Genomic DNA, 24,928 nt, shown 5'->3' with positions numbered 1-24,928 from the left:
AATCAGCTGCTCGGCCGGACCACCGCCAGCCAGGCGTAGCCGCGATAAAGTGTGCGGAAACGGAAGGTTGCGCCGATTTTTCGCGATTCCGATTCCAGCACCTCGCGCAACATTTCACGGGGCGTGACGTGGAATTTTCTGAGCCAGCCGCGAAGCAGGGTCCGAAACCAGTCCGGCAGGCCTTCCTGCTGGCCGAAGTCGACGATGTGCAGGGAACCGCCCGGAGCGAGCGTTGCCAGCGCGGCGGAGACCGTCTTTTCCCAGCCTGGGATCATCGACAATGAATAGGAGACGAAGACACGGTCGAAGCTGTCGCGGCCGAACAGCGCCTTTACGTCGAACTCCGTGGCGTCGCCCCTTGCCAGCATGACGCGATCGGACAGGCCTTCGCGGGCAATCGCGGTGCCCGCGGTCTCCAGCATCTCTGCCGAAATGTCGAGGCCATAGAAGCGCGCGCCGGGAAAGCTGCGGGCGGCGAGGATGATGTTTCGCCCGGTGCCGCAGCCGAGCTCCAGCACCGTGCCGCCCGGCGGAACGTCCAGCCCTGATATCAGCCGGTCGCGGCCGAGCAGATAATATTTGCGGGTCAGGTCGTAGATGTGACGCTGCCAGCGGTAGACACCGTCCATCAGTTCGGCGTGATTGGCCGGCAGCTCGGTAGTGCTCATGAGGCGCGCTTCACGTACAGATGAAAGCCGCCATAGATTGCCGAGCGGTCGCGGGTGGAGAATTCGCGCGAGGCATGGCTCTCGTAGCTCCACTGGTCGAGCAGGGAAGCGGAGACGCGGCCCGGCAGCAGACTTGGCTCGGCCGCAGTGCGGAAGATGACACGCGCGCCGGCGGAGGCGGTGCGGGTGATTTCCGACCACAGCGCATTGAGCTGGTCGTCGGTCATCCAGTCCTGCGCGTCGAGCAGGATGAAACGGTCGACGGAACCCGCGTCCTTGCCTGCCAGGAATTCGATCAGATTGGCATGATGAATGGCGACGCGGTCTACATTGCCGCGAATGGCCTCATAGTTCTGCCTTTCAAGATAGGCGGGCAGGGCGGCTTCGCCGGGTTGGGGGTAGCGCCTGGCAAAGGCTTGCCAAGCGAAATAGTTGTTTTTCAATGGAAAATCGCAGGCGAGCTTTTCCAGCCGGGCTTTCAGCACACTGGCCATGGTGCCGTCGCCGGACGTGATGAGAGAGTCATATTGCGCCGGCGGGATGCCGAGGCCGAACAGCGAGGCCTTGCGCGAGGTCGCCCATTTCAAAAGCGGCTTTTCGAACACCGGGGCCAGCTCCTGGTGGAAGAAGCGGCGCTGCTCGCCAATGTTCCTGGCCTGCATGATGCCGGCGGGGTCGACGCCGAAGAATTTAGCCGTGCGGTGGCCCATGGCGATGAACAGGCCAAGCAGGCCGGTCTGGTAGAAATTGCGGTCGAAGACGGCGATGCGCCTGATGCCGCGCCAGTTGCGGCGCTCCCAATAGTGGCGGCTGACCGGATCGAGATGCGGCGCGATGAAGCGGTCGTAAGCCTGAGAATTGTGGTCGTTGCCGGCGGCACCGAAGAAGCGAAACAGGTCGCCCTGCGAAGGCAGGTGGCGCACCGCCTCCAGCTTCATGCGGTTCAGGGCTATGTGAGCGGCATTGAGATCGACGGCGTCGATCCTGGCCGGCGACCGGGTGAGATAGGCCAGGATATTGCAACCGCCGGAGGCAATAGTGACGACGCGGTGGCCTTCGCCAAGCTGCATTGCGTCCATGTCGACATCGGGATCTTCCCAGATCTGCGGATAGACCAGGCCCGAAAACAGGAAGGCGAACAGCCGTTCGGAAATTCCTGCCTTCGACAGGGGGCGGTTCTGGTAGACGGCTTTTCCAACTTCCTTGCCACGGCGAAAGATCAGATCTGCGGAAACGTCCGTCATGGCAAGGTGATTCCCCATTTGCTTTGCCGCAAGCGGGTAACGCCCGGCTATGACAGGTGGATGACAGCGATCCGCACAGGGGAGCGCAAAGCTGTTTCACCCCCGGGGAGGCGCAAGGGGAGGATGCGAGCGATGTTACATGCGGAAACGCATCGTTACGAAACCCATGGCTGAGTGATGCATTTCCTTCTCGACCGTTCACTGCAACGTGAGCGTGTGTTGAAGGAGAGATATCATGAAAAAACTCATTCTTGCGTCGGTGTCCGCGCTTGCGCTGCTCGGCGTCGCTGCATGCAGCGACAGCGGCACGGGGACGGATAACACCACCACCCAGAGCACCAATCCGCCGGCCGAGCAGCCAATGAAACCTGCGGCGCCCGCGGATAATTCGACCAAGCCTGCCGAGCCGGCTCCGGCAACGCCCGCTCCTGCGCCCGCGCAGTAGTCCATTAGTACCTGTGTTCTGGCGAAGGGCCGGCGTCTTGCCGGCCCTTCGCCCAGGCGGGTAGTGGTTCCGACACGAGATCGATTGTCGTCGGAGGTATGATGCCGGCCGTTATTGGCTTGATAGCGGGGACCGGTTGGCTCTAAGAAGCGGCCATGTCGATTTGGGACCGCCTCGGCGACTTCATCACGCGGATTTCGTCCTCAGCCTCGTCGGGCGTCGCCGACGTGGTCGAGGCTGTACGCACCGTTTTTTCCGGCGATGCGGATTTGCGCCGTCGCGTCGCTTTCTCGGTGGCGATGATTGCGCTCTCGGCCAAGATGGCCAAGGCCGACGGGGTCGTCACCCAGGATGAGATACGCGCCTTCCAGGAAATATTCGAGGTGCCGCCAAAGGAGACGCGCAACGTGGCGCGACTCTACGATCTGGCCAAACGTGACGTTGCCGGCTTCGAGACCTATGCCGAGCGCATGGCGCAGCTTTGTGGCTCCGGCCATTCGAACTGCATGATGCTGGAGGATATACTCGACGGCCTGTTCCACATTGCCAAGGCCGACGGGCTGATCCATGAGCGTGAAGGCCAGTTCCTGCACCGCATCGCCGAAATCTTCCGCATAGACGAGGTGCACTACGAGGCGATCCTTGCCAGGCACGTCAATCTTGGTGCGGCCGACCCCTATGTCGTGCTCGGCATCGAGCGCGGCAAGCCGTTCGAGGAGGTCAGGAAACGCTACCGCAAGCTGGTTTCCGACAATCATCCGGACCGGCTGATCGCGCGTGGCCTGCCGCAGGAATTCATCAAGATCGCGACGACGAGGCTCGCGGCGATCAACACCGCCTATGAGATGATCGAGCGGGGCCTGCGGCACGCATGAGCGGCTTCCTGCCCGACGAGCCGAGCGCCGAGGTCAGGGTATCGCCGAATTTCGGGCCACGGCGCGAGACGCTGAAGCCCGAGATGATCGTGCTGCACTATACCGGCATGCCGACAGGCGCCGGGGCCGAGGCGTGGCTGTGCGACCCGGCCAGCGAAGTCTCCTCGCACTATCTGGTGCATGAGAACGGCCATATCGTGCAGATGGTCCGGGAAAGCGACCGCGCCTGGCATGCTGGGAAGAGTTCGTGGTTCGGACGCACCGACATCAACTCCTGTTCCGTCGGCATCGAGATCGTCAATCCGGGACATTCACTGGGTTATCCCGATTTTCCCAAGCGGCAGATCGATGCGGTGATCGGCCTGTGCGCCGGAATAGCCCGCCGGCATGCGATTGCCCCCCCGCGGGTGCTGGCGCACTCCGACGTGGCGCCGGGGCGCAAGATCGATCCGGGCGAGAAGTTTCCTTGGCGGGCCCTGTTCGAGGGCGGCGTAGGCCATCTCGTGCCGGCAGCACCGATCAGGCGGGGCGCCGTGCTGAAGACCGGCGACGCTGGCGCCGATGTCGAGGCGCTGCAATCGATGCTGGCGCTCTACGGCTATGGAGTCGAAATAACGGGTGTTTTCGACCAGCAGACGCGGGTCGTGGTCGAGGCTTTCCAGCGTCATTTCCGGCCACGCCGGATCGATGGAGTGGCGGACGGATCGACGATGCGCACGCTTCAACGGCTGCTCGCTTCCCACCCAACTTGACCCTGGGTCAGGATGCCGTCCAAGTAATGCTTTTCCGACATTAAGTTACAAACTGTCACTTAAAGTGACTTGCCCCGCCTTCATTGCGCGCAATTCGGGCTTCAAAGGGCGATCCGTACAGCTTGTCGGATGTCTAACCCCCCGGATGATCCGACATTAATCAAGCAATGCCGCGCGGAAATCTTCGCGCGTTCAGACAGAACAGGATCACATGCAGAAATTGACCGTTGTAACGGCAGCTCTTGCTGCCGGCGTAATGACTTTTGCCTTCGGGGCGGCGAGCGCCGCGCCGCTGAGCCCACGGGCCGATCAGGGGCTCGTCGCAGCGACCGCCAAGGGCAAGGCCATTTCGGCCAAAAGCAGCAAGGACGTGAAGGCGGCGAAGCGGTCTTCCGCGAAAGTGGAGAAGGCGAGCTGGACCAAGGCCAAGAAGCCGAGCACGAGACAGAAGACCAGACGAGGCCGCAAGGCCGTCGACAAAACGACGACGGCATCGATCGGGATCAAGGACGCAGCAGCCTCGACGGCAGCGGTGGCCAGTGGCGATCAGTATTCGGCCATCGTGGCGCGCTATGCCGCGAGCTATGGCGTGCCGGCGTCGCTCGCTCATGCCGTTATCAAGATCGAGAGCAACTATCGGCCGAACCTCGTCGGCGGCGCCGGCGAAATCGGCTTGATGCAGATCAAGCCGGCGACGGCGCGGATGATGGGCTATAGCGGCTCGGCCAATGGGCTTTTCAATCCGGACACCAACATCAAATACGGCATGAAGTATCTTGCCATGGCGCGGGATCTCGGCGGCGGCACGACGTGCGGCACGATCCTGAAATACAATGCCGGCCACGGCGCCACCCGAATGAACCCGGTTTCGGCCGCCTATTGCAGCAAGGTCAAGGTGCAACTGGCGGCTGTCGGATCGCCGGCGTGACAAGAACCGGTCGTAACCGGCTTTTTTGGTTGCGTTTTGTGGCGTGAACCCCTTTATACGCCTGGCCAGCTGGCCGGGCGGCCGCACCAGCAAAAGCCGAAAGGCCGCGGGTGAGGAAAGTCCGGGCTCCATGGAGACACGGTGCCGGCTAATGGCCGGCGGGGGCGACCCCAGGGAAAGTGCCACAGAAAGCAAACCGCCACGACTTGGCTTTGCCGGGTCGGGGCAAGGGTGAAAGGGTGGAGTAAGAGCCCACCGCGCGACTGGCAACAGGAGCGGCACGGTAAACCCCACCGGGAGCAAGACCGAATAGGGGCGGTGCGAGGGGAAACCCTCGAGGGCTGTTTCCGGCTCACCGTCCGGGTAGGTTGCGTGAGGCGCATGGCAATATGCGCCCAAGATGAATGGCCGCCACGTTCTCGCGCCGCAAGGGGCGAGGGCCATACAGAACCCGGCTTATAGGCCAGCTGGCAGTTTTTCGTCGCGATATCGAAAAGATGAGTTTGCGATCAACAGGTTGCGCCCTCGGGCGCGCCTGTTGATTCAAGCTGGCAGGCCGTTCGCCAGCCAAGTGATATCCCCCGTTGCTTGAAGCTGGTACGATTAAATCGTACCATAGGCAACCAATAGCATTTGGGAATCTTATCATGGGACAGGTCGACAAACGCAGCATCACCCTCTCGCCGGAACTGGCGGCGGCGGTCGACGATGTGGTCGCCGCTGGTGAATATGCTTCGGCTAGCGAGGTGATCCGCGATGCGCTCCGGCAATGGAAGGATCGGCGCGACCTCTTCGGCTATACGGTCGAGGAGTTGCGGAGGTTAGTTCAGGAAGGGATCGACAGCGGACCGGGACGATTTGAATCGATGGACGAAATCAAGGCCGAGGCGCGGAGACGCCTGCGATCTGACGACGCAGGATGAATTTGCTCCCCATCGTCCGGAACGCGCGCGCCGAAGACGATCTGATCATGATCTGGCTGCATATTGCGAGCGACAGCGAGGCCGCAGCCGACCGGCTGCTCGACCGCATCGAGGCGCGGTGGCAGCAACTGGCTACCTATCCTTTCTCAGGCGCGCCACGAGACGATATCGCACCGGGTGTTCGCCATCTGGTCGTCGGCAATTATCTCACTCTGTATCGAGTTAGGGACGATGTGATCGAAATCCTTCGCGTGCTGCACGGCCATCGCAATGTCGAAGCCAATGACCTCGGTTCGTAATCGTCGGGTCAGTCGCCGATCCTGTCCAGCGACGCCTCGATCGCCGCCCAAAGCTCTTCAACTGGTTCGCAGCCGACTGAGAGGCGGACGAAGCCGGCTGGAACCGCATCGCCTCGTTTCGAACGCCGCTCAGCGGAGGTGTGGACGCCGCCGAAGGATGTCGCGGCCTGCATCAATTCGCAGTTGTTGATGAAATCCTCGGCCTTCTGCTCCGAAGCGAGTTCGAAGGAAACAAGGAAGCCGAAGCGTTCCATCTGGGCACGGGCAAGATTGTGCGAAGGATCGCCTTCCAGGCCGGGATAGCGCAGGCCCGTGATCGCCGGGTGACCTTGCAGGCGCCGCGCGATCACTTCCGCCGAGGAGCACATGCGGTCGAAGCGCACATCGAGCGTTTCGAGGCCACGATGCACAAGCCACGCTTCGAACGGCCCTGGAATGCCGCCGGACGTTTCGCGCCAATCCGTCACCGCGGCGATGATGTCGGCGTTGCGGCTCGCGACGTGGCCGAACAGCACGTCGGAGTGGCCGTTGGGCGCCTTAGTGTCCGCGGCGATGACAATATCCGCGCCATGGTCGAGCGGGCGCTGGCCGAAAGGCGTCATGGTCGTATTATCAACGACAAGCAGTGCGCCCGCTTTGTGTGCGGCCGCGGCCACCGCCGCGATATCGCATATGTCCAGCCCCGGATTAGCGGGCGTCTCTACGAAAGCGAGACGATAGCCTTCGAAACCGCCATCGAGGAAGGTCGAGGTTGGCCTCACATCGTAGGCGATGCCGAGTGGTTTCAAGAAGCGTTCGGCCAGTGCCCTTGTCGTGTGATAGCCATCCGAAGGCAGAAGAATGCGGTCGCCGGTCTTGAGGACAGCGAAAAATGCCGCCGAAATCGCCGCCATTCCGGAAGGAAAGGCGACGCAGGGCGCGTCTTCCAGATGCGCCAGCATATGCTCTACCGCATCCCAGGTCGGATTGCTGAAACGGCCATACTGGTTGAAACCGGTGGCGTCGCCAGGCGCGTGAAAGATGGCAGCCATGGTGAGTGGCAGGGGGATGGAATCGCCGACGGCAAGTGCGTTGCGACGGAGGTGGGCAAGAGCCGCGGCGCGCGACCGTGCTGTTTCAGACATCGACATTCCAACCCTCTTGGTGACCCTGGACGTGTGGTGAGACGCTATGCCCGGCAACAGCTCGCGACAAGGCGCGTCCGGTTGGGCCAAGCGGCTCTAAACGCTTCGTTAGGCTTAATGATCCATAAAGACGAGACGTGTTTTCAAAGCCGCTTCCATCGGTCGCGACTGCATGTTGTGAAGCCTGTTCCCGTTGACGCCCATAACACCCCATGATATCCCATATCGATACCAAAGCCTTCGTTCCGCGTCAGAGTGAAGCGTACGCCAATCGGGCAGCCGCGGCGGCTGCGCGTTTGCCGGTTTTCGCCCCTGTCACGGAGGCGGGTTCAGGGCAGGGAACGCGTAGCGGTGGCGCGTGCAACACGACGAAGAGGGGTGCGGCGGCGCAAGCGGCCGTGACGTGTGATGGACCGATTTCTGTCGAACACGGTGAGCAGGATCGATGCGAAGGGGCGGGTGTCCGTTCCTGCGCATTTTCGCGCCGTCGTTCAGAAACGCGGCTATTCGGATCTCTACGCGCTGCGTTGCCTGGATCTGCCGGCCATGGATGTCGGCGGGCCCGACCTGCTCGACCGCTACGAGCAGCGCATCGCGCTCGAGGATCCGTTCCAGCAGACGGCGGACGACATGTCGTTCTTCTGCCATGGCGACGGAACATTCCTGAAGCTGGACCAGGATGGTCGCATCACGATCAGCGACTTCATCCGCGAACATGCCGGCCTTTCGGCGGAAGTAGCCTTTGTCGGGCGCGGCAATTTCTTTCAGATCTGGGAGCCGGGACGGCTTGCGGCCTACGGAGCGCAGGCGCGGGCCCGGCTTTTGCAGCTTCGGCAGGGGACGAAGCCTGGGGAGCGACCGGAATGACGGTGGGCCACGGCGATGATATCAACGCCGTTGGCGGACCGGCCCGCCACATTCCGGTCCTCCTTGCCGAAGTGTTGCAGGCGCTCTCGCCAGCGGAAGGGGACGTCGTCGTCGACGGCACGTTCGGCGCCGGCGGCTACACCAAGGCCATCTTGGCGGCCGGCGCGTCCGTGGTTGCCATTGATCGCGATCCGGATGCCATAGCGGCTGGTCGCAATCTCGAAGCTCAATCAGGCGGCCGCCTGCGATTGGTGCAGGCGCCATTCTCGATGCTGGACCAGCATGTCGAAAGTGCCGACGGCGTCGTGCTCGACATCGGCGTTTCCTCGATGCAGCTCGACCAGGCGGAGCGCGGGTTTTCGTTCCGCGTCGATGGGCCTCTCGACATGCGCATGGCGCAGGCGGGCCTCAGCGCCGCAGATGTCGTCAACAACTTCAAGCCGGGCGATCTTGCCCGCATCTTCGGCTTCCTCGGGGAGGAGCGCCACGCCGGGCGCATCGCGCGCATGATCGAAGCGCGTCGCGAAAAGCGTCCGTTCGAGCGCACGCTGGAGCTTGCCGACGCCATCGAGACGCATATCGGCCGGGCGCCGAAGGACAAGATCCATCCCGCCACCCGCGTCTTTCAGGCGCTGCGCATCTTCGTCAATGACGAGCTCGGTGAGTTGGCCAAGGCGCTGTTCGCCGCCGAGCGGGCGCTGAAGCCGGGCGGACGACTTGCCGTGGTGACATTCCATTCGCTGGAGGACCGCATCGTCAAGCGCTTCATTGCCGATCGCTCCGACGCCGCGAGCGGCTCGCGCCACATGCCGGAGGCACGGGCACGCAGTGCCACCTTCAGCAAGTCCGGCGGCGGCGTGACGCCGGGTGATGCCGAGACTGCGGCCAACCCGCGCGCCCGCTCGGCAAGGCTGCGCGCCGCCATCCGCACCGATGCGCCGGCGCGTGCCGTCGATTTTTCGATTTTCGGCCTTCCAAAACTTCCCGGCCCAAAACTTCCCGGCATCGAGCGGCCGGGGGAGAGGTAAGCACGTGTTTCGTTCCAGCGACATCGTCCTCATCGCCGTCATGGTCTCGGCGGCGGCCCTGACCTACAAAACCAAGCGCGAGGCCGAGGACCAATTGGCTGCAGTGCAGAAAATCCATGCTGAGATACGCTACGAGGAGGACACGATCGACCTGCTCAAGGCCGACTGGAGCCTGCTCACCCAGCCATCGCGGCTACAGAAGCTCGCCGAGCTCTACAAGTCGCAGCTTGAACTGGAGCCGGTCAGCGCGCACCAGATCGTCGGCCTCGGCGACCTGCCAGCCAAAACCCTCGACATCCAGGACATCCTGAACGGGCGCCAAGGCGGCATGGCAGACAATTCCGGCAACACACCCTCGGACGGCAAGGATCCCATCGTGACCGGAGGCATCGCCCAATGATCGGCAAACTGCTGAAACGTCGCCCCAGGGCCAGCGAAGACGGTTCAATCGTGGTCGATGGCGCCCGCAAGGCGACCGGAGGCAAGGGCAAGGCGCGCATCGTCATGACGATGGCGGTGTTCTTCGGTATCTTCTCGATCATTTCCGGGCGGCTTGTCTATCTCGGCTTCCAGACCCCCGACATGTCGGGCGGCCCGCAGAGCCGGGTGACGGCCTCGCGACCCGACATTGTCGACCGCAACGGCGAGGTGCTGGCGACGGACATCAAGACGGCATCGCTGTTTGCAGAGCCGCGCCGCATCGTCGACGCCGACGAGGCGATCGAAAAGCTGTCGACGGTGCTGCCGGAGATCGATTACGAGCAGACCTACCATAAGCTGAAGAGCGGCGCCGGCTTCGTCTGGCTGCAGCGGCAGCTGACGCCCAAGCAGCAGGCCGACATCATGCAGCTCGGCATTCCCGGTTTCGGCTTCCGCACCGAGAAGCGCCGTTTCTACCCCAGTGGTGAAACCTCGTCCTACATTGTCGGCCTGACCAATATCGACAATCAAGGCATCTCCGGCATGGAGAAATATATCGACGAGCAGGGCCTGAGCGATCTGCAGGCGTCGGGCCTGGCGGTGGCGAAGGATCTCAAGCCGGTGAAGCTCTCGATCGATCTGCGCGTCCAGCATGTGGTGCGCGACGAGATTGCCGCCGGCCTGGAGCGCTATCGCGCCATGGGCGCGGGCGCCGTCGTGCTCAACGTCAAGACCGGCGAAGTGGTGGCCATGGCCTCGGTGCCGGATTTTGATCCGAACAATCCCTACAATGCACAAGACAAGGACCGGCTGAACCGGATGTCGGCGGGGCTCTATGAGATGGGCTCGACCTTCAAGAGCTTCACATCGGCCATGGCGCTCGATTCCGGCAAGGCGACGATGGCGAGCCGCTTCGACGCTTCGCATCCAATCCGGGTCGGCCATCAGGCCATTCACGATTTCCACGGCAAGAACCGCGTGCTGTCGTTGCCGGAGGTGTTCCTCTATTCATCCAACATCGGATCGGCCAGGGAGGCCGAACTGGTCGGCATCGAGGCGCACCGCGAATTCCTGCATCGTCTTGGCATCTTGGACAAGATGCAGACCGAACTGCCGGAAGTTGCCCGTCCGACTGAGCCGAAGGTCTGGAAACAGGTCAACTCGTTCACCATCGCCTTCGGTCATGGCGTGTCGACGACGCCGTTGCAGGCGGCTGTCGGCTGCGCGGCGCTGATCAATGGCGGATATCTGATGGAGCCGACATTCCTGGTCCGCAGCCAGCAGGACGCGATGGCGGCGGCCAAGAAAGTGGTAGCCGACAAAACGGTCGAGGGCATGCGTTATCTCTACATGCTCAACGCCGAGAAGGGCTCGGCCAGAAATGCCAGGGTCCCCGGCTACCGCGTTGGCGGCAAGACCGGAACAGCCGAGAAGGTCATCAATGGCCGCTACTCGAAGGAGTTGAATTTCAATACGTTCGTCGCCGCATTCCCGATGGACGATCCGCAATATCTCGTGTTTACGATTGCCGATGCTCCGCACCCGGAAAAGCCGGGCATGACGGACGTCGCGGCCGCGAATGCCGGGGTCATGGCCGGCAATATCATCAGGCGTTCCGCGGCCATGCTTGGCGTGAAGCCAGATTTCAGCCATGAAAATGGTGCAACGCTGGTTTCCTATCAATGATTCTTAGGGCGCGCCGGCAACTGCGCGCTATTTTGTTGCGGTGAACGGAACTCGATGAAGCTCAAAAATCTAACCGGTATCCTGCCAGTCGAAGGAACAGCTTCCGCCGATCTGGAGGTTACCGGCATCTCTTCGGATTCCCGCCAGGTAAAACCCGGCGTCGTCTTTTTCGCGCTCGCTGGAAGCAAGGCGGATGGCGCCGCCTATGCCGCGGACGCCGCCGCACGAGGGGCTGCCGCCATCGTCGCGGGCAAGGACAGCGCCCTTGGGGGACTGCCGGTTCCAGTGTTGGCCGTCGATGACCCGCGCCTGGCGCTGGCCCTGAGCGCGGCCCGTTATTTCGGCAAACAGCCGCAGACGATGGTGGCCGTCACCGGCACCAGCGGCAAGACCTCGGTCGCCGCTTTCGTCAGGCAGATCTGGGAGCAGGCCGGCTTTGCCGCGGCCTCGATCGGCACCACCGGCGTGGTGGCGCCGGGCCGCAACGATTATGGCTCGCTGACGACGCCAGATCCCGTCGCCTTGCATCAGCTGTTGCTTGAACTGGCGGACGCCGGCGTCACCCATGCCTCCATGGAGGCCTCCAGCCATGGTCTCGACCAGCGCCGTCTCGACGGCGTCAGGCTGGCCGCCGGCGGCTTCACCAATCTCGGCCGCGACCACATGGACTACCATCCGACGGTCGAGGACTATCACCGGGCCAAGCTGCGTCTGTTTGATGCGCTGCTGCCGAAGGGCGCGCCGGCCGTGATCTTCGCCGACGATCCGTGGTCGGCGCCAACCATCCAGGCGGCGAAGGCCGCAAGGCTCGGCGTGCTGACGGTCGGCCGCCACGGCGATTTCCTGACGCTGAAGCGGGTCGAGCATGAGCGCCACCGCCAACGTGCCGAGGTCGAGGCCGACGGGATGCTCTACGAGATCGACCTGCCGCTGGCCGGCGATTTCCAGATAGCCAACGCGCTGGTTTCGGCCGGGCTTGCCATCTCCACGGGAACGCCAGTCGCCAAGGCCTTGAAGGCATTGGAGAAACTCAAGGGCGCACCCGGCCGGCTCGACCTTGTCGGGACGACTGCAAACGGCGCGCCGGTCTATGTCGATTATGCGCATAAGCCGGACGCGCTGGAAAACGTGCTTGCCTCGGTGCGCCCGTTCACTACCGGCCGGGTCATCGTCGTGTTCGGCTGCGGCGGCGACCGCGATCGCGGCAAGCGGACGATCATGGGCGAGATCGCGACGCGGCTCGCCGACGTCGTCATCGTCACCGACGACAATCCGCGCTCGGAAGTGCCGGAGACGATCCGGGCCGCGATCCTTGCCGCCGCTCCCGGCGCGATCGAGATCGGTGACCGGCGCGCGGCGATCCACGAGGCCGTTGCCATGTTGCATGCCGGGGACACGCTGATCGTGGCCGGCAAGGGTCATGAGGAAGGCCAGACGATCGGCACCGAGACCCTGCATTTCTCCGACCACGAAGAAGTCCGTGCCGCGCTGCTGGAGCGTGCCGCATGAATTTGCTGTGGACATCCGAGACGCTGGTCGCCGCCATGGACGGACGACCGATCGGACCGATGCCGGACGGCGTATCGGGCATTTCGATCGACAGCCGCAGCCTTCAGCCGGGCGACGCCTTCTTCGCCATCAAGGGCGAGGCGATGGACGGCCATGATTTCGCGACCGCCGCCATCAAGGCCGGAGCCGGGGTGCTGGTCGTGGCCGAAGGCAAGCTGCCGTCGCTTGGCCGGCTGACGGCGCCGATGATCGTCGTCGAGGACGTGCTGGTGGCGCTGGAAAAGCTCGGTGTCGCATCGCGGGACCGTTCCCAGGCCAAGATCATCGCGGTGACCGGTTCGGCGGGCAAGACGACCACCAAGGAAGCGCTGCGCCACGTGCTGTCGGCGGTCGGCAAGGTGCATGCCTCGGCGCAGTCGTTCAACAACCATTGGGGCGTGCCGCTCACCTTGGCGCGCATGCCGGCCGATTGCGACTATGCCGTGTTCGAGATCGGCATGAACCATCCCGACGAGATCAGGCCGCTGGTCAAGATGGTAAGGCCGCATGTCGCCATCGTCACCATGATCGCGGCGGCGCATCTCGGCTTCTTCCGCAATCTGGACGAGATCGCCAAGGCGAAGGCCGAAATTTTCGAAGGGCTGGAACCTGGCGGCGCGGCGATCCTCAACCGCGACGACGCGCGTTTCAAGCTTCTCGACAAGATGGCGCACGCCGCCGGCGTCGAGCATGTCTATGGGTTCGGCGAGCACGCGCGCTCAACCTTCAGACTGGTCAAATGCGAGGTCCATGCCGATCATTCCGACATTGCCGCCAGGATCGGCGGTCACGAGGTGACGGCTCGCATCGGCGCGCCCGGCCGCCACATGGTGCAGAACATTCTGGCGGTCCTCGGCGCGGCCCGTCTGGTCGGCGCCGATCTCGACAAGGTTGCCCCGGCGCTGGCCGATCTCTCGGCCGAGCGCGGCCGCGGCAAACGCTATGTGCTGCGTCATCCCGGAGGCTCGACTTCGAGCCATCCCGGCGGCCCGACTTCAAGCCACCCCGGTGGACCGATCACGCTGATCGACGAAAGCTACAACGCCAACCCCGCCTCGATGGCGGCCGCCATGGCGCTGCTCAACGCGACGCCGGTGACGGGCGAAGGCCGCCGCATCGCCGTGCTGGGCGATATGCTGGAGCTAGGCGAGTATTCGGCCAAGCTGCATGCTGCACTTGCCGGTCTCATCGTCGGCACCGGCACGCAGACCGTCTTTCTCGGCGGGCCGGAGATGCGGGCGCTGGCGGAAGCGCTGCCGGGCGAGATCAGGACGGAATACCGCGCCGGCGCCGAAGAATTGAAGCCGGTGCTGCTTGCCGCGCTGAGGCCAGGCGACGTGGTGATGATCAAATCGTCGAAGGGCATCGGCTTTGCAAAGCTGGTCGATGCGTTGCTGGGCAAGTTCCCGGCTGAAACGACAATCGGCAAACAGACCTAGGGTCAAGTCGGGGACGAAAAGCGCATGTTCACACTGCTCGTCGATTTCGCGGACAAGATCTCGGTCTTCAATGTCTTCCGCTACATCACCTTCCGTACCGGCGGGGCGCTGATCACCTCGGCGCTGATCGTCTTCATCTTCGGGCCGACCATCATCAATTCGCTCAGGTTGCGCCAGGGCAAGGGCCAACCGATCCGCGCCGACGGGCCACAGACCCATTTCAAGAAGGCCGGCACGCCGACCATGGGCGGACTGATGATCCTGTCCGGCATCATCGGCTCATCGTTGCTGTGGGCGAACCTGTCGAGCATCTATGTCTGGGTGGTGCTGTTGGTGACGCTGGGCTTCGGCTCGATAGGTTTCTACGACGACTATCTGAAGGTGACGAAGCAGTCGCATCTCGGCTTTTCCGGCAAGGCGCGGCTGGCGCTCGAATTCGTCATCGCCGGCATCGCCGCCTGGGCGATCATGCATAATGGCCAGGCGCCGTTCTCCTCGTCGCTGACATTCCCCTTCGCCAAGGAATTCCTGATCAATCTCGGCTGGTTCTTCGTTCCGTTCTCCTGCTTCGTCATCGTGGGAGCGGGCAATGCGGTGAATCTCACCGACGGTCTGGATGGCCTGGCGATCGTGCCGATCATGATCGCGGCGGCGTCCTTCGGCGTCATCGCCTATCTCTCCGGCAATGCGGTGTTCGCCGAATATCTGCAGATCCATTTCGTGCCCGGCACCGGCGAACTGGCTGTTGTGCTTGGTGCTGTCATCGGCGCCGGCCTCGGCTTCCTCTGGTTCAACGCGCCGCCGGCGGCGATCTTCATGGGCGACACCGGCTCGCTGGCCATGGGCGGGCTGATCGGCACCGTCGCGGTCGCCACCAAGCACGAGATCGTGCTGGTCATCGTCGGCGGGCTGTTCGTGGTCGAGATCCTGTCCGTCATCATCCAGGTCGGCTACTTCAAGATGACCGGCAAGCGTGTGTTCCTAATGGCGCCGATCCATCACCACTTCGAAAAGCTCGGCTGGACCGAAAGCCAGGTGGTGATCCGCTTCTGGATCATCGCCGTCATCCTGGCGCTGGTCGGCCTTTCCACCCTCAAGCTCAGATAGGCGCGCCCCGTGATTCCCGCCGCATCCTTCGCAGGCAAGCGTGTTTCGCTCTTCGGGCTCGGCGGCTCGGGGATCGCGACCGCGCACGCGCTGATCGAGGGCGGGGCTGAGGTTCTGGCCTGGGACGACAATCCCGACAGTGTCGCCAAGGCGGCAGCCGCCGGGATTGCAACCGGCGACCTGCACACAGCCGACTGGGCGACGTTCTCCGCTTTCGTGCTGTCGCCCGGCGTGCCGCTGACGCATCCCAAACCGCACTGGACGGTGGAACTGGCGCGCGGTTCGGGTGTCGAGATCATCGGCGACGTCGAGCTTTTCTGCCGCGAGCGGACGCTCGGCGCGCCAGCCGCCCCGTTCATCGCCATCACCGGCACCAACGGCAAGTCGACGACCACGGCGCTGACGGCGCATATATTGAAGGCTTCCGGCCGCGATACGCAGATGGGCGGCAATATCGGCCGCGCCGTGATGACACTCGATCCGCCGCAACCCGACCGGCACTATGTCGTCGAATGCTCGTCCTACCAGATCGACCTCGCACCATCGATCAATCCGACGGCCGGCATCCTGCTCAATTTGACGCCGGATCACCTCGACCGTCACGGCACCATGCAGCATTACGCTTCGATCAAGGAGCGGCTGGTTGCCGGCAGCGAGACCGCGATCGTCGGCATCGACGATTCCTGGTGTGCGCAGATTGCCGAACGGCTGGAGCGGGCGGGGCGGCACGTCATCCGCATTTCGAAGCGGCTGCCGCTGACCGACGGCTATTTCGCCGATGGCACCAATTTGATGGAAGCGGTGCATGGCCGCTACAGCCGGGTCGCCTTCCTCGAAGGCATCGGCTCGCTGCGCGGGCAGCACAATGCGCAAAACGCGCTTGCCGCGGTGGCCGCCTGCCTCAAGGTCGGGCTCGACCTCGGCGAGATCCAGTCCGGACTGGAAAGCTTTCCGGGCCTGGCGCATCGCATGGAGCAGGTCGGCCGCAAGGACCACGTGCTGTTCGTCAACGATTCCAAGGCGACCAACGCCGATGCGGCGGCACCCGCGCTGTCGAGCTTTTCACGCATCTACTGGATCGCCGGCGGCCTGCCCAAGGAAGGCGGCATCGAGCCGCTGCGCGGCTTCTTCCCGCGTATCGCCAAGGCCTATCTGATCGGCGAGGCAGCGCCGGCCTTTTCGGCGACGCTGGGCGAGGCGGTGCCGTATGAGATATCGGGCACGCTTGCAGCCGCGGTCGAGCATGCCGCGCATGATGCGGCCAAGGACGATGGCGGCGAGGCGGTGGTGCTGTTGTCGCCGGCCTGCGCCAGTTTCGACCAGTTCAAGAATTTCGAGGTCCGCGGCGAAGCCTTCAGGCAAGCTGCGAATGCTATCGAGGGCGTCAAACCCATCGGAGGGGCACGATAATGCAGAGCCGTCTCGACAAAAGCCCGGTTGCGACCTGGTGGTGGACCATCGATCGCTGGTTCCTGGCGGCGTTCCTGTCGCTGATGGGACTGGGCATAGTCTTGTCCTTCGCCGCAAGCCCCGCGGTCGCCGAACGCATCGGCCTCGATAGTTTTCACTTCGCGACCAGGCAGATCATCTTCACCGTGCCGGCGCTCGGCGTGATGCTGGCGGTGTCCTTCCTCGATTCCAGAGAGATCCGGCGCATGGCGCTGATCATGCTGTGCCTGATGCTGGTGCTGATGGTGGCGGTGCTCTACATCGGCGTCGAGGTGAAAGGCGCGCGGCGCTGGGTGTCGCTTGCCGGCCTGTCGATCCAGCCCTCGGAGTTTTTGAAACCCGCCTTTGTCATTATGTGCGCTTGGCTGTTCGCCGAACACAAGCGCCAGCCCGACATTCCGGGCAATCTCTTCGCCATGTTGCTCTTGGTGCTGGTCGTGTCGCTGCTGGTGGCGCAGCCGGACCTCGGCCAGACCATGCTGACGACCGGCACCTGGGGCATCATGTTCTTCATGGCGGGGCTGCCATGGCTGTGGATTGTCGTGCTCGGAGCGGCCGGCGTCGGTGGCGTCTTTGCCGCCTATACGGTGTTTCCGCACGTCGCCCTGCGTATCGACAAGTTCCTCACTGGCGAAGGCGACACGTTCCAGGTCGATATGGGCCGCGACGCATTGATCAATGGCGGCTGGTTCGGCGTCGGACCGGGCGAGGGCACCGTCAAGCGGGTCATCCCCGACAGCCATGCCGACTTCGTCTTTTCGGTCGCGGGCGAGGAATTCGGACTGATCATGTGTTTCTTCATCATGTCCATCTTCGCCTTCATCGTGCTGCGCGGCCTCAACACGGCGCTGAAGGAGCATGACGATTTCACCCGCTATGCGGTCGGCGGCCTCGTCACCGTGTTTGGCCTGCAGGCAGTCATCAACATGTGCGTCAACCTGCAACTGGTGCCTGCCAAGGGCATGACGCTGCCGTTCATCTCCTATGGCGGCTCTTCGCAGATTGCCATCGCCATCTCGATGGGAATGGTGCTGGCGCTGACGCGCAAGCGGCCGGAAAAGCGCAAGCAGGTTGGCTTTACCTTGCCGCAGCGCGCCATGCCGGCGGGGTGACATGGCCAGAGGTGTTATCCTTCTCTCGGCGGGCGGAACCGGCGGACATCTGTTTCCGGCCGAGGCGCTGGCGCATGAGTTGAACGCGCGTGGCTGGACGGTGCATCTGGCGACCGACGACCGTGCTGAGCGCTTTGCCGGCCACTTCCCGGCCGCCGCCATCCACCCAATCCAGTCCGCGACGCTGGGCTCGAAAAATCCTGTTGCCCTGCTTGGTGCTTTCTGGAAAATCTGGCGCGGCGTGCGCCAGGCGTCCGCCATCATCGGCAGGATCAAGCCCGATACCGTGGTCGGCTTTGGCGGATATCCGACCTTGCCGCCGCTCTACGCCGCGACGCGGCGCAAGGTACCGACGCTGATCCACGAGCAGAACGCTGTGATGGGACGCGCCAACCGGGCGCTGGCCAGCCGCGTCGATGCGATTGCCGGTGGCTTCCTGCCGCAAGACGAAAGCGCCGTCGGCGCCAAGACGGTGACGACAGGCAATCCGGTCCGCCCACAGGTGCTCGAAGCCGCAAAGACCGCCTACGCCGCCTCGGCCGGGAACGATCCCTTCCGCCTGCTGGTGTTCGGCGGCAGCCAAGGCGCGCAGTTCTTCTCCGATGCGGTGCCGGCGGCCGTCGCCTTGCTCCCCGACGCCCTGCGCAAGCGGCTGGTGATCACGCAGCAGGCTCGGGCCGATGATGTCGGGCGGGTGAAGGCGGCCTATGCAGCGCTTGGCGTCGGTGTCGAGGTCTCGCCCTTCTTCAGCGATATGGCGGCGCGCATAGCGGCCGCACAGCTGGTGATGTCGCGCTCCGGCGCGTCGACCGTCTCGGAAATCGCCGTCATCGGGCGACCGGCGCTGCTGGTGCCCTATCCCTATGCGCTCGATCACGACCAGGCCGCGAACGCAGCCGCTCTTGCGGCCGCCGGCGGTGGCGAGGTGGAGCCGCAATCCTCACTTTCGCCCGAGCGCATCGCGGCGTTGATCGGCGCCCTGATGGCCGAGCCCGAACGGCTCACGGCAATGGCTGCCGCGGCGAAGTCGGTCGGCAAACCGGATGCCGCACGGTTGCTCGCCGATCTCACAGAGGCTATTGCGTCCCGCAAAACCATTTCGGATTTTAAGAAGGGAACGCACGCATGAAGATGCCGCAGACCATAGGCCTCGTGCATTTCATCGGCATTGGCGGCATCGGCATGAGCGGCATCGCCGAAGTGCTGCACAATCTCGGCTACAAGGTGCAGGGGTCCGACCAGGCCGACAGCGCCAACGTGCAGCGGCTGCGCGACAAGGGGATCGAGTGCTTTGTCGGCCACAGGGAAGAAAACCTCGGCGATGCCGAAGTGGTGGTTGTCTCGACGGCTATCAAGAAATCCAACCCCGAACTGAAGGCGGCACGGGAGAAATTGCTGCCGATCGTGCGCCGCGCCGAAATGCTGGCCGAACTGATGCGCTTCCGCCAGGCAGTGGCGATCGGCGGCACGCACGGCAAGACGACGACGACCTCGATGGTAGCGACGCTGCTCGAAGCCGGCGGGCTCGACCCGACCGTCATCAATGGCGGCATCATCAACGCCTATGGCACCAATGCGCGCATGGGGGACGGCGAGTGGATGGTGGTCGAAGCCGACGAGAGCGACGGGACCTTCCTCAAGCTGCCGGCCGATATCGCCGTCGTCACCAATATAGATCCCGAACATCTCGATCACTACGGCAGTTTCGAGAAGGTGCGCGAAGCCTTCCGCCAGTTCGTCGAGAACGTGCCGTTCTACGGCTTCGGCGTCATGTGCACCGACCACCCGGAGGTGCAGGCGCTGGTCGGCCGAATCGAGGATCGCCGCGTCATCACCTATGGCGAGAACGCGCAGGCCGACGTGCGCTTCACCAACCATCGCATGGCCGGCGCGACCTCGGAATTCGACGTGGTGATCCGCGACCGCAAGGGACGCGGCCAGACGACGATATCGGATCTGCGCCTGCCGATGCCCGGCCGCCACAACGTTTCCAATGCGACGGCGGCGATCGCGGTGGCGCATGAGCTCGGCCTGTCGGCCGAGGCGATCAAGAAAGGCCTGTCGTCCTTCGCCGGCGTCAAGCGTCGCTTCACCCAAACCGGCTCCTGGAATGGCGTCGAAGTGTTCGACGATTACGGCCACCATCCGGTCGAGATCGCTGCGGTGCTGAAAGCCGCGCGCAGCGCCACCAAGGGCCGCGTCATCGCCATTGCCCAGCCGCACCGTTTTACCCGGCTACATGATCTGTTCAATGAGTTCTCCGCCTGCTTCAACGACGCCGACACGGTGATGGTGGCGCCGGTCTACGCCGCCGGCGAGGAGCCGATCGAAGGCGTGACCTCGGATGCGCTGGTGTCGCGCATCCGCGCCGGGGGCCATCGCGACGCGCGCTACATCGAGGGTCCGGAAGCAATAGCGCCTGTTGTCCGTGATCTGGCCAGGCCCGGCGACTTCGTCGTCTTCCTCGGCGCCGGCAACATCACGCAATGGGCCTATGCGCTGCCCAAGGAGCTGGCCGTCTCATGATGCAGGGCCAGGCGCTGATCGACAGACTTGGCGGCCGGCTTGCCGGCCTGCGCGGCCGCATCACGCCGAATGCCGAGATGGACAAGATCACCTGGTTCCGCGCCGGAGGACTGGCCGAGGCGCTCTTTCAGCCAGCGGACGAGGCGGATCTCGCTGCTTTCCTGAAAGCGGTTCCCGAAGAGATACCGCTGACCATAGTCGGCGTCGGCTCGAACTTGCTTGTGCGCGATGGGGGTATTCCGGGTTTCGTCATAAGGCTGTCGGCCAAGGGGTTCGGTGAAACCGAAATTGTTTCGCCGATATCGATCAAAGCTGGCGCGGCCACGCCCGACAAGCGCATCGCCGCGGCGGCGCTGGAAGCCGGCATCGGCGGCTTCCATTTCTACCACGGCATACCGGGCGCCATCGGCGGGGCGCTGAGGATGAACGCCGGCGCCAATGGCGTCGAGACGCGCGAGCGCGTCGTCGAGGTGCGTGCGCTCGACCGCAAAGGCAACGTCCAGACGCTGAGCAATGCCGATATGGGCTATGCCTACCGGCACTCGTCGGCACCGTCCGGGCTGATCTTCACCTCGGCGATTTTCGAGGGCTTTGCCGAGGACAAGGCAGTGATCAAGGCGGCGATGGACGCGGTGCAGAACCATCGCGAGACGGTGCAGCCGATCCGCGAGAAGACCGGTGGCTCGACCTTCAAGAATCCTGAAGGCACCTCAGCCTGGAAAGAGATCGACAAGGCAGGGTGCCGCGGCCTGCTGATCGGCGGCGCGCAGATGTCGCCCATGCACTGCAATTTCATGATCAACACCGGGACAGCGACCGGCTACGAACTCGAATATCTCGGCGAAACAGTGCGCACGCGGGTGCTCGAACATTCCGGCATCCGACTGCACTGGGAGATCAAGCGCATCGGGGACTTCCGCCCCGGACACGCCGTGCAGGAGTTTCTTGGGCAGCTGCTCTAGCCATCGTTGAAGTTCATGTGATGCATGAACTTCAACGGGTCAGGAATGACCGCGCGACCGTTGCTCCAAAGACTCAACAGCACGGTTTTCGCCTCCATTTTCTCAGAAAGTGAATCTCTCGGAATCATAAGCACTTGCCAGTGAATCAACTCTCTGATTCTCTGCTCCAAAGCGTTTCCTGATTTGAGTCGTTCGACGCGTTTCCCGCGTTTTCCGTCTGGGGGGGCAACCTGCCGGGAGACTCGGACTCAATGTTGCGGAAATCTTGGTTTTTGATCCGCCGTGAGAGGGGATGACGGGGAATGAAAAACAAGCATGTGGCCGTCCTGCTGGGTGGTTTCTCGTCCGAGCGGCCCGTGTCCCTGTCTTCGGGGAAGGCCTGTGCCGATGTGCTTGAGACGGAAGGCTATCAAGTCACGCGCGTCGACGTTGGGCGCGACGTCGGCTCCGTGCTTGCCGATCTCAGGCCCGATGTCGCCTTCAATGCGCTGCATGGTCCTTTTGGCGAGGACGGCACCATTCAGGGCATTCTCGAATATCTCGGCATTCCCTACACCCATTCCGGCGTGCTCGCCTCGGCGCTTGCGATGAACAAGGAGCAGTCGAAGAAAGTCGTGAAATTGGCCGGCGTTCCCGTCGCCGAATCGAAGGTCGCCAATCGCTTCGCCATTCAGAACAACCATCCGATGAAGCCGCCTTATGTGGTGAAGCCGGTCAATGAGGGGTCAAGCTTCGGCGTCGTGATCGTGCATGAGGGGCAGTCGCATCCGCCGCAGGTCATCGGCTCGTCCGAGTGGAAATATGGCGATGCCGTCATGGTCGAGCGCTACATCCATGGGCGCGAGCTGACCTGTGCCGTCATGGGCGACGTGGCGCTTGGCGTCTGCGAAATCATCCCGACGGGCCATTCGTTCTATGATTACGATTCAAAATATGTCGCGGGCGGATCAAAACACGAATGCCCCGCAAAAGTTTCACCGAATATTTACCAAAAAATACAGACACTGGCGCTCAAGGCTCACCAAGCTGTCGGCTGTCGGGGCGTTTCCCGGTCGGACTTCCGTTATGACGATCGTCATTCCGAAAATGGCGAGGTTGTATGGCTCGAGGTCAATACTCAGCCGGGCATGACGCCGACGTCTCTGGTGCCTGAAATCGCCGCCCAGGCAGGGCATTCGTTCGGCGATCTGTTGAGTTGGATGGTGGAGGACGCTTCGTGTCTGCGTTGAAGTGGGGGCAGGGCAAGGGGAAGGGCGCGGCCGGGCCGGCGCTGTTCAGCCTGCCATTGTCGTTCGACCATTTCGTGCTGCCGCGCGTGCTTCGCCGCCCGGTGCGTATCCTGGCGCGTCTGGGCGAGGGCGAATTCCAGGCGCCGCGCTTCTCCGCCGCGATCATGTCGGCAGTGCTCATTGCTTCGAGCGGCGCCTATGGCGCCTATCTCGGCGGTCATGCCGACGGCATCGTCCAGAGCATCACCGCCCGGACCGGCTTTGCCGTCGACCAGGTCAAGGTGGTCGGCAATCGCCAGACGTCCGAGATCGATATTCTCGACAGGCTCGAGCTCGACGGCTGGACGTCGCTGATCGGCTTCGATGCCGAGGCGGCGCGGGAACGCATCGCCACCTTGCCCTGGATCGAGGTCGCCGCGGTGCGCAAGGTCTATCCGCACACGTTGGAGGTGCGCGTCGAGGAGCGTCAGGCGTTCGCGCTTTGGCAGCAGGGCAGCGATCTCTCCGTTATCGAAAAAGACGGTGCCGTTATCGCACCGTTCTCGGGTGGCAAGCAGGTGCTGCTGCCATTGCTGATCGGAGCCGGCGCGCCGGCCAAGGCGCCGGAATTCCTGGCGAAGATCGAAAAATACCCGGATCTCGCGACCCGCATCAGGGGCTATGTCCGTGTCGGCGATCGGCGCTGGGACCTGAAGCTCGACAACGGCATCACTGTCAAGCTTCCCGAGGATGGCGAGGATCAGGCACTCGCCGAACTCGTCGGCATGGACCATGACAAGGGGCTGTTGTCGCGCGACATCGCAGCCGTCGACATGCGGCTGTCCGACCGGCTGGTCGTGCAACTGACGCCGGAGGCGGTGACCCAGCGCGAAGCCGCGCTCAACGAGAAACCAAAGGCGCTGAAGCGCAAGCCGGAGACGAAGATATGAGCTGGCTTGGCGGTTCAAGCGATGCCTCGTCGCGCCGCTCCGGCACCTTGACGGTACTGGATGTCGGTTCGAACAAGGTCTGCTGCATGGTGGCGAAGCTGAAGCCATGCGATGACGGCAAGCTGCTGCGCGGACGCTCGCACCGCATCCAGGTGATCGGCATCGGACACCAGAAGTCGCAGGGCGTCAAATCGGGCGTCGTCATTGATCTCGACCGTGCCGAACACGCCATTCGTCTCTCCGTCGACGCCGCCGAGCGCATGGCCGGGCTGACGGTCGATTCGCTGATCGTGAACATGACCGCCGGCCGGCTGAAGAGCGAAGCTTTCTCGGCAACCATCAATCTCGGCGGCCATGAGGCCGACGAGGCCGACATCAAGCGGGTGCTCGGTGCCGGCGCCAAGCAGGCGCTGAAGACCGAGCGCGAGGTGGTCCATTCGCTCCCCGTCGGCTTCTCGCTCGACGCTGAGCGCGGCGTGCGCGATCCGCGCGGCATGGTCGGCGACACGCTTGGCGTCGACATGCATGTGCTGACCGGCGACGCCGCTCCGATGCGCAACCTGGAGCTCTCCATCAACCGCTCGCATCTTTCGGTCGAGCGCATGGTGGCGACGCCCTATGCCAGCGGGCTGGCGGCATTGGTCGACGACGAGCTGGAACTGGGCGCCGCCTGCATCGATATGGGCGGCGGCACGACGACGATCTCGGTGTTTTCGGAAGGCAAGTTCGTCCATGGCGACGCCATCGCCATCGGCGGCAACCACGTCACGCTGGACATGGCCAAGGGACTGTCCACCTCGCTCGATGCCGCCGAACGGCTGAAGGTGATGCACGGTTCGGCGTTGCCCGGCAGCGCCGATGACCGCGACCTGGTCTCGATCCAGCCGATCGGCGACGAGGGCGAAGTGCCGCTCCAGATTCCGCGCTCCGTCATGACGCGTATCGTGCGCGCCCGCATCGACGAGACGCTCGAGCTTTTGCGCGACCGGCTGAACAAGTCCGGCTACGGCAATGCGGTGGGCAAGCGCGTGGTGCTGACCGGCGGCGCCAGCCAGCTTGCCGGCCTGCCGGAAGCGGCGCGCCGCATCCTGGGGCGCAATGTGCGCATCGGCCGCCCGCTTGGCGTGGCGGGCCTGCCCGAAGCGGCGAAGGGGCCGGCCTTCTCGGCGGCCGTCGGCTTGTTGATCTATCCGCAGATGGCGAGCTTCGAGAGCCATCCGGCGAAAGGAATTTCCGGTCTCAGGATGACCGGAACGGGCGGAAAACTGCATCGCATGAGTCAGTGGTTGAGAGACAGTTTCTAATTGACGGGGACAGCCCCATAAGTGGCCGCGGCGGCGAAGCGGCAGGAAAGGCAAAGGACGGAGA

At 63.6% G+C, this 24,928-nt stretch carries 24 protein-coding genes and 1 other RNA gene; 22 read left to right on the top strand and 3 right to left on the bottom strand.

What is annotated here, in order from left to right:
• Positions 1-2: 2 nt before the first annotated feature.
• Together FJ443_RS15435 and FJ443_RS15430 are read right to left on the bottom strand one after the other, a co-directional pair.
• Positions 3-668 carry a class I SAM-dependent methyltransferase gene (locus FJ443_RS15435; RefSeq protein ID WP_140557525.1) on the bottom strand — a complete coding sequence of 222 codons (666 nt, stop codon included), beginning with the start codon at positions 666-668 and terminating at the stop codon, positions 3-5.
• The gene (locus tag FJ443_RS15430; protein ID WP_246675912.1) at positions 665-1,912 is read right to left on the bottom strand and encodes a DUF3419 family protein; all 1,248 of its coding nucleotides are present in this window, start codon (positions 1,910-1,912) and stop codon (positions 665-667) included. The genes FJ443_RS15435 and FJ443_RS15430 overlap by 4 nt, the downstream gene beginning before the upstream one ends.
• 235 nt (positions 1,913-2,147) lie before the next feature.
• On the opposite strand from FJ443_RS15430, the gene FJ443_RS15425 reads away from it, so the two are divergent.
• From FJ443_RS15425 to FJ443_RS15395, 7 genes are all read left to right on the top strand, one after another.
• Entirely contained in the window at positions 2,148-2,357 is a 210-nt protein-coding gene (locus FJ443_RS15425; RefSeq protein ID WP_140495184.1) for a hypothetical protein, read from the top strand.
• A 155-nt stretch (positions 2,358-2,512) separates the two neighbouring features.
• The gene (locus tag FJ443_RS15420) at positions 2,513-3,232 is read left to right on the top strand and encodes a DnaJ family molecular chaperone (RefSeq protein ID WP_140495186.1); all 720 of its coding nucleotides are present in this window, start codon (positions 2,513-2,515) and stop codon (positions 3,230-3,232) included.
• Positions 3,229-3,984, top strand: coding sequence for an N-acetylmuramoyl-L-alanine amidase (locus FJ443_RS15415; RefSeq protein WP_140664734.1), 756 nt, complete (start codon positions 3,229-3,231; stop codon positions 3,982-3,984). The genes FJ443_RS15420 and FJ443_RS15415 overlap by 4 nt, the downstream gene beginning before the upstream one ends.
• Before the next feature lie 211 nt (positions 3,985-4,195).
• The gene (locus tag FJ443_RS15410) at positions 4,196-4,912 is read left to right on the top strand and encodes a transglycosylase SLT domain-containing protein (protein WP_140516614.1); all 717 of its coding nucleotides are present in this window, start codon (positions 4,196-4,198) and stop codon (positions 4,910-4,912) included.
• A 65-nt stretch (positions 4,913-4,977) separates the two neighbouring features.
• Positions 4,978-5,387: RNase P RNA component class A (gene rnpB, locus FJ443_RS15405), an RNA gene on the top strand.
• Between the two features lie 172 nt (positions 5,388-5,559).
• Entirely contained in the window at positions 5,560-5,835 is a 276-nt protein-coding gene (locus tag FJ443_RS15400; protein WP_140495192.1) for a type II toxin-antitoxin system ParD family antitoxin, read from the top strand.
• Positions 5,832-6,134, top strand: a complete 303-nt coding sequence (locus FJ443_RS15395) for a type II toxin-antitoxin system RelE/ParE family toxin (RefSeq protein ID WP_140521217.1) — start codon at positions 5,832-5,834, stop codon at positions 6,132-6,134. Before FJ443_RS15400 ends, FJ443_RS15395 begins: the two co-directional genes overlap by 4 nt.
• Positions 6,135-6,142: 8 nt before the next feature.
• On the opposite strand, the gene FJ443_RS15390 is transcribed toward FJ443_RS15395, so the two are convergent.
• Entirely contained in the window at positions 6,143-7,258 is a 1,116-nt protein-coding gene (locus FJ443_RS15390) for a cystathionine gamma-lyase (RefSeq protein WP_140516714.1), read from the bottom strand.
• Positions 7,259-7,666: 408 nt separating this feature from the next.
• Between FJ443_RS15390 and mraZ the strand changes: the two genes are divergently transcribed.
• The 15 genes from mraZ to ftsA all read left to right on the top strand — a co-directional run bounded on the left by mraZ (position 7,667) and on the right by ftsA (position 24,864).
• Entirely contained in the window at positions 7,667-8,125 is a 459-nt protein-coding gene (gene mraZ / locus FJ443_RS15385; RefSeq protein ID WP_140495198.1) for a division/cell wall cluster transcriptional repressor MraZ, read from the top strand.
• Positions 8,122-9,153, top strand: coding sequence for a 16S rRNA (cytosine(1402)-N(4))-methyltransferase RsmH (gene rsmH / locus FJ443_RS15380; RefSeq protein ID WP_140521216.1), 1,032 nt, complete (start codon positions 8,122-8,124; stop codon positions 9,151-9,153). The genes mraZ and rsmH overlap by 4 nt, the downstream gene beginning before the upstream one ends.
• 4 nt (positions 9,154-9,157) lie before the next feature.
• Complete coding sequence (locus tag FJ443_RS15375) at positions 9,158-9,553, top strand: hypothetical protein (RefSeq protein WP_140495202.1); 396 nt, start codon at positions 9,158-9,160, stop codon at positions 9,551-9,553.
• Positions 9,550-11,259, top strand: a complete 1,710-nt coding sequence (locus FJ443_RS15370; protein ID WP_140495205.1) for a penicillin-binding protein 2 — start codon at positions 9,550-9,552, stop codon at positions 11,257-11,259. The genes FJ443_RS15375 and FJ443_RS15370 overlap by 4 nt, the downstream gene beginning before the upstream one ends.
• 54 nt (positions 11,260-11,313) lie before the next feature.
• Positions 11,314-12,768 carry a UDP-N-acetylmuramoyl-L-alanyl-D-glutamate--2,6-diaminopimelate ligase gene (locus FJ443_RS15365; protein ID WP_140521215.1) on the top strand — a complete coding sequence of 485 codons (1,455 nt, stop codon included), beginning with the start codon at positions 11,314-11,316 and terminating at the stop codon, positions 12,766-12,768.
• Entirely contained in the window at positions 12,765-14,246 is a 1,482-nt protein-coding gene (locus tag FJ443_RS15360; RefSeq protein WP_140521214.1) for a UDP-N-acetylmuramoylalanyl-D-glutamyl-2,6-diaminopimelate--D-alanyl-D-alanine ligase, read from the top strand. Before FJ443_RS15365 ends, FJ443_RS15360 begins: the two co-directional genes overlap by 4 nt.
• Before the next feature lie 24 nt (positions 14,247-14,270).
• Positions 14,271-15,353 carry a phospho-N-acetylmuramoyl-pentapeptide-transferase gene (gene mraY / locus FJ443_RS15355; RefSeq protein WP_140495211.1) on the top strand — a complete coding sequence of 361 codons (1,083 nt, stop codon included), beginning with the start codon at positions 14,271-14,273 and terminating at the stop codon, positions 15,351-15,353.
• A gap of 9 nt (positions 15,354-15,362) precedes the next feature.
• Entirely contained in the window at positions 15,363-16,763 is a 1,401-nt protein-coding gene (gene murD / locus FJ443_RS15350; protein ID WP_140495213.1) for a UDP-N-acetylmuramoyl-L-alanine--D-glutamate ligase, read from the top strand.
• Complete coding sequence (gene ftsW / locus FJ443_RS15345) at positions 16,763-17,914, top strand: putative lipid II flippase FtsW (RefSeq protein ID WP_140648704.1); 1,152 nt, start codon at positions 16,763-16,765, stop codon at positions 17,912-17,914. The genes murD and ftsW overlap by 1 nt, the downstream gene beginning before the upstream one ends.
• 1 nt (position 17,915) lies before the next feature.
• Positions 17,916-19,043 carry an undecaprenyldiphospho-muramoylpentapeptide beta-N-acetylglucosaminyltransferase gene (gene murG / locus FJ443_RS15340; RefSeq protein ID WP_140664731.1) on the top strand — a complete coding sequence of 376 codons (1,128 nt, stop codon included), beginning with the start codon at positions 17,916-17,918 and terminating at the stop codon, positions 19,041-19,043.
• Positions 19,040-20,440, top strand: coding sequence for a UDP-N-acetylmuramate--L-alanine ligase (murC, locus tag FJ443_RS15335; protein WP_140495219.1), 1,401 nt, complete (start codon positions 19,040-19,042; stop codon positions 20,438-20,440). The genes murG and murC overlap by 4 nt, the downstream gene beginning before the upstream one ends.
• A complete protein-coding gene (gene murB, locus FJ443_RS15330) occupies positions 20,437-21,402 on the top strand; it encodes a UDP-N-acetylmuramate dehydrogenase (RefSeq protein ID WP_140664729.1) in 966 nt (321 codons plus the stop codon). The genes murC and murB overlap by 4 nt, the downstream gene beginning before the upstream one ends.
• Positions 21,403-21,704: 302 nt before the next feature.
• Positions 21,705-22,631 carry a D-alanine--D-alanine ligase gene (locus tag FJ443_RS15325; protein ID WP_140516593.1) on the top strand — a complete coding sequence of 309 codons (927 nt, stop codon included), beginning with the start codon at positions 21,705-21,707 and terminating at the stop codon, positions 22,629-22,631.
• The gene (locus tag FJ443_RS15320; RefSeq protein ID WP_140648706.1) at positions 22,619-23,560 is read left to right on the top strand and encodes a cell division protein FtsQ/DivIB; all 942 of its coding nucleotides are present in this window, start codon (positions 22,619-22,621) and stop codon (positions 23,558-23,560) included. The genes FJ443_RS15325 and FJ443_RS15320 overlap by 13 nt, the downstream gene beginning before the upstream one ends.
• On the top strand, positions 23,557-24,864 hold the full coding sequence (gene ftsA, locus FJ443_RS15315) for a cell division protein FtsA (RefSeq protein WP_140495227.1): 1,308 nt from the start codon (positions 23,557-23,559) through the stop codon (positions 24,862-24,864). Before FJ443_RS15320 ends, ftsA begins: the two co-directional genes overlap by 4 nt.
• The last annotated feature ends 64 nt before the right edge of the window (positions 24,865-24,928 follow it).

Origin of the sequence: Mesorhizobium sp. B2-6-1 (assembly GCF_006440475.1) — a bacterium.
GTDB lineage: Bacteria > Pseudomonadota > Alphaproteobacteria > Rhizobiales > Rhizobiaceae > Mesorhizobium.
The sequence above is the reverse complement of the archived record's forward strand: the minus strand, read 5'-3'. Positions and strand labels throughout refer to the sequence as shown.

Coding starts and splice junctions, on each gene's coding strand:
- FJ443_RS15435 (WP_140557525.1), bottom strand. CDS start 668: ATGAGCACTACCGAGCTGCCGGCCAATCACGCCGAACTGATGGACGGT.
- FJ443_RS15430 (WP_246675912.1), bottom strand. CDS start 1,912: ATGACGGACGTTTCCGCAGATCTGATCTTTCGCCGTGGCAAGGAAGTT.
- FJ443_RS15425 (WP_140495184.1), top strand. CDS start 2,148: ATGAAAAAACTCATTCTTGCGTCGGTGTCCGCGCTTGCGCTGCTCGGC.
- FJ443_RS15420 (WP_140495186.1), top strand. CDS start 2,513: ATGTCGATTTGGGACCGCCTCGGCGACTTCATCACGCGGATTTCGTCC.
- FJ443_RS15415 (WP_140664734.1), top strand. CDS start 3,229: ATGAGCGGCTTCCTGCCCGACGAGCCGAGCGCCGAGGTCAGGGTATCG.
- FJ443_RS15410 (WP_140516614.1), top strand. CDS start 4,196: ATGCAGAAATTGACCGTTGTAACGGCAGCTCTTGCTGCCGGCGTAATG.
- FJ443_RS15400 (WP_140495192.1), top strand. CDS start 5,560: ATGGGACAGGTCGACAAACGCAGCATCACCCTCTCGCCGGAACTGGCG.
- FJ443_RS15395 (WP_140521217.1), top strand. CDS start 5,832: ATGAATTTGCTCCCCATCGTCCGGAACGCGCGCGCCGAAGACGATCTG.
- FJ443_RS15390 (WP_140516714.1), bottom strand. CDS start 7,258: ATGTCTGAAACAGCACGGTCGCGCGCCGCGGCTCTTGCCCACCTCCGT.
- mraZ (WP_140495198.1), top strand. CDS start 7,667: ATGGACCGATTTCTGTCGAACACGGTGAGCAGGATCGATGCGAAGGGG.
- rsmH (WP_140521216.1), top strand. CDS start 8,122: ATGACGGTGGGCCACGGCGATGATATCAACGCCGTTGGCGGACCGGCC.
- FJ443_RS15370 (WP_140495205.1), top strand. CDS start 9,550: ATGATCGGCAAACTGCTGAAACGTCGCCCCAGGGCCAGCGAAGACGGT.
- FJ443_RS15365 (WP_140521215.1), top strand. CDS start 11,314: ATGAAGCTCAAAAATCTAACCGGTATCCTGCCAGTCGAAGGAACAGCT.
- FJ443_RS15360 (WP_140521214.1), top strand. CDS start 12,765: ATGAATTTGCTGTGGACATCCGAGACGCTGGTCGCCGCCATGGACGGA.
- mraY (WP_140495211.1), top strand. CDS start 14,271: ATGTTCACACTGCTCGTCGATTTCGCGGACAAGATCTCGGTCTTCAAT.
- ftsW (WP_140648704.1), top strand. CDS start 16,763: ATGCAGAGCCGTCTCGACAAAAGCCCGGTTGCGACCTGGTGGTGGACC.
- murG (WP_140664731.1), top strand. CDS start 17,916: ATGGCCAGAGGTGTTATCCTTCTCTCGGCGGGCGGAACCGGCGGACAT.
- murC (WP_140495219.1), top strand. CDS start 19,040: ATGAAGATGCCGCAGACCATAGGCCTCGTGCATTTCATCGGCATTGGC.
- murB (WP_140664729.1), top strand. CDS start 20,437: ATGATGCAGGGCCAGGCGCTGATCGACAGACTTGGCGGCCGGCTTGCC.
- FJ443_RS15325 (WP_140516593.1), top strand. CDS start 21,705: ATGAAAAACAAGCATGTGGCCGTCCTGCTGGGTGGTTTCTCGTCCGAG.
- ftsA (WP_140495227.1), top strand. CDS start 23,557: ATGAGCTGGCTTGGCGGTTCAAGCGATGCCTCGTCGCGCCGCTCCGGC.